Origin of the sequence: Desulfonatronospira sp. MSAO_Bac3 (assembly GCF_003838035.1) — a bacterium.
In the GTDB taxonomy this organism is placed as follows: domain Bacteria; phylum Desulfobacterota; class Desulfovibrionia; order Desulfovibrionales; family Desulfonatronovibrionaceae; genus Desulfonatronospira; species Desulfonatronospira thiodismutans.
Map to the genome: position 1 here is coordinate 1 of NZ_QYZY01000215.1, position 2,857 is coordinate 2,857.

At 54.2% G+C, this 2,857-nt stretch carries 4 protein-coding genes; 1 reads left to right on the forward strand and 3 read right to left on the reverse strand.

Annotated elements, in window-relative coordinates; all coding sequences use genetic code 11:
• Positions 1 to 499: 499 nt before the first annotated feature.
• Positions 500 to 1,063: an HDIG domain-containing metalloprotein gene (locus D5S03_RS07410; RefSeq protein ID WP_287043268.1), complete on the forward strand. Its 564-nt coding sequence runs from the start codon at positions 500 to 502 to the stop codon at positions 1,061 to 1,063.
• On the opposite strand, the gene hemC is transcribed toward D5S03_RS07410, so the two are convergent.
• The 3 genes from hemC to D5S03_RS07425 all read right to left on the reverse strand — a co-directional run.
• Positions 1,054 to 1,995 carry a hydroxymethylbilane synthase gene (gene hemC / locus D5S03_RS07415; protein ID WP_287043269.1) on the reverse strand — a complete coding sequence of 314 codons (942 nt, stop codon included), beginning with the start codon at positions 1,993 to 1,995 and terminating at the stop codon, positions 1,054 to 1,056. The genes D5S03_RS07410 and hemC overlap by 10 nt on opposite strands.
• Before the next feature lie 32 nt (positions 1,996 to 2,027).
• Positions 2,028 to 2,414, reverse strand: a complete 387-nt coding sequence (locus D5S03_RS07420) for an acyl-CoA thioesterase (protein WP_008868374.1) — start codon at positions 2,412 to 2,414, stop codon at positions 2,028 to 2,030.
• A 10-nt stretch (positions 2,415 to 2,424) separates the two neighbouring features.
• A partial coding sequence (locus D5S03_RS07425) for a DUF1786 family protein (protein WP_287043270.1) occupies positions 2,425 to 2,857 on the reverse strand: 433 nt, incomplete at its 5' end.

Sequence of the window (2,857 nt, forward strand, 5' to 3'; positions counted from 1 at the left end):
AATTGTTCACACCCAGAATAGATGTGACTATAAGCAGCACCACCAGGATAGCTATGTTTGTGCCTATAAATAAAGCGACTCTTTTCATCGTATTAAGGTCCTCCCTGCTGAAACAAAGATATTAAAAAAATAACTCCACGCCGATAATAAAAAAATTATCGGCAAAATCAAGACGGTTGTCAATATCGGCAGTCTCGCGGCCACTCCCTGCAAAAGCTGCTTTACAGGGCATGGCCTGACGGATAGTATCTGTTTAGCGCTTTTAAGGAAAGCAGGGGACAGGCACTCCGGGACCCACTTGAGCATCATTTTGTGCTCAAAAAGACTCAATTTTTGGGACAAGTGGGTCCCGGAAGAGCCAGTCCCCATGCCACATGCAAAGCGCTAAAAAGATACGACGGATATATTCACTGCGTGCGCCTGAAATTTGTACTGAATCAGTATATTAATCTTTCTTTAACAGGGGTCAATACCCGGAAAATTATTTAGGGAAAAAGACATGCTCAGCAGAGAAAAAGCCCTGGATATGGTCAGGGAAAAGGTGCAGGAAGAAAATCTTGTCAGACACAGCCTGGCCACGGAAGCAGTCATGCGCAGCCTGGCCCGAAGACTTGACCAGGACGTTGAAACCTGGGGACTGACCGGCCTCCTGCACGACCTGGACTATACCCTGACTCAGGAGGATTACTCCAGGCACGGCCTGGAAAGTGCGCAAATACTCCAGGACCAGTTGCCCCCCGAAGCCGTCAGGGCCATTGAAGCCCACGCCGCAGAACTGAATCATGCCCCGGCCCCCTCCAGCACCCTGGACTATGCCCTGCGCTGTGCTGAAACAGTAACCGGACTGGTCATGGCCGCGGCCCTGGTTCGCCCTGAAAAACTGTCCGGCATGAAGGCCAAAAGCCTGAAGAAAAAGATGAAGGACAAGGCCTTTGCCGCTTCTGTAAACAGGGCCATCATTGCTGAACATGAAAAGCTGGGCCTGGATCAAAACGAATTTCTGTCCCTGTCCATCCAGGCCATGGAGGAAATCGCCCCGGACCTGGGGCTGGGTCAATCCTGATTATCATCCTGGCAGGCATAAAGTTCCGCCAGGATTTCCCGTCCTCCCGCCTCCAGGACCTGCCTGGCCATATCAACTCCCAGGCTGCGCGCGTCCTTGGGTTTGCCTGAAACACTCTTGCGGATCATCCTCTCGCCCTTGAGGTCGCAGACAAGCCCGGTGGCCTGAATATTATTGCCTTCATGCCGGCAGTAGCAGGCTATGGGCACCTGGCAGCCGCCCTCCAGTTCCGCCAGAAAGGCCCGTTCACATTCTATACAGTACCTTGTGCTGAAGTCATCCATAAACCCCAGGAGTTCATCCAGCTCTTGGCGGTCCTGCAGGTATTCTATACCCAGAGCCCCCTGCCCCACTGCCGGCAGAAAATAAGGCGGAGACAGTTCAGTTACATAATCGGCATGCATCTTCAGCCTGCTCATACCGGCAGCGGCCACAATGATTGCATCATAAATACCTTCCTTTAACTTCCTGAGCCTGGTATCCAGGTTGCCGCGAAGCATCTGAATTTCCAGGTCCGGCCTCATGTGCAGTATCTGGGCCTGGCGTCTGAGGCTGGAGGTTCCCACTGTGGCCCCGGTGGGCAGGGAACTGATGTCGGGATAACTGGTGGACAGCAGAACATCGAACCTGGATTCTCTTTCAGGGATTATTCCAAGCTTAAGCCCCCGGGGAAGCTCAGCCGGCATATCTTTCATGCTGTGCACCGCTATGTCGGCCCGACCATCCATGAGGGCCTCTTCAATCTCCTTGACGAAAAGCCCCTTGCCCCCGACCTTGGCCAGAGGCACATCAAGGATCTTGTCCCCGGTGGTCTTTACCTTTAAAAGCTCCACTTCCAGCCCTGAGTAGCGCTCCCTCAGGCGCGAGGATATATGTTCCGCCTGCCACAGGGCCAGCTTGCTGCCCCGTGTGGCTATGACAACTTTTTTCATTATGGTACCGTCCGTGAATTACAGGTTGCTGCTCATACCTCAGGCCAGGCCTTTATTTCGCTTCTGGGCGGAAGCGGGGTCTTGTGCCCCAGGGAATCCACCCGGACAAAGGTGATTTTGTTGGCAAAAACCTTTACTTCCTGCTCGCCTCCCGGCCTGTCGGAATAGACATTTACATCATAGGTCACCGAGGACTTGCCCTGGCTGCAGAATTCGATATTAAACCGCAGGATGGACCCGTTGGGCACCTGCTCGGTGAAGCGAATCTCGTTCATGGCAATGGTCACCAGCTTGCACCCGCGGTATTCCTTGCTGGCGGCCAGCCAGGCGAACTCGTCCACCCATTTGAGCATGACCCCGCCGAATAAAAACCCGTGATGATTCAGGTGTTCCGGCCTGACAAGGGTATAATTGTTCATGTGACTGCCCTCAAGCGTTAAATTTCTGACCTTTTAACAAAGCTGCCCCCTTGAGCATGCCGAAACAGCCAGCCAGCATCATGTCTCCCCCGGGGCACAGAAAATGCGCCTGAAATCCCTCCAGGAGCCTTCGCCTGGGGCCAAGGAGGAACACCGGACCAAATTCCATACCTGCAGCCTCGTCCAGAACCCGGCAGCCATGCCCCCGGTCCTCAAAGACCTCTTCATTTGTCAGCCTGCCGGCCCGGAAACTCTCAAGCTGCGCCCAGAGCTTTTCTCCGTCCAGCATGCCGGTATGGTGTTCGTAAATCCCCATGACCCTGCCCCTGTATACCAGGAAGGCTATGGTATGGCTGTTGCCGGCGTTTACTACGCAGATTCCCTGCTGCTGTGACAACTCCTCCACCTCCGGCACAGACAGGGCCCCCAGAAGGGCCGCAGCA

Coding starts and splice junctions, on each gene's coding strand:
- D5S03_RS07410 (WP_287043268.1), top strand. CDS start 500: ATGCTCAGCAGAGAAAAAGCCCTGGATATGGTCAGGGAAAAGGTGCAG.
- hemC (WP_287043269.1), bottom strand. CDS start 1,995: ATGAAAAAAGTTGTCATAGCCACACGGGGCAGCAAGCTGGCCCTGTGG.
- D5S03_RS07420 (WP_008868374.1), bottom strand. CDS start 2,414: ATGAACAATTATACCCTTGTCAGGCCGGAACACCTGAATCATCACGGG.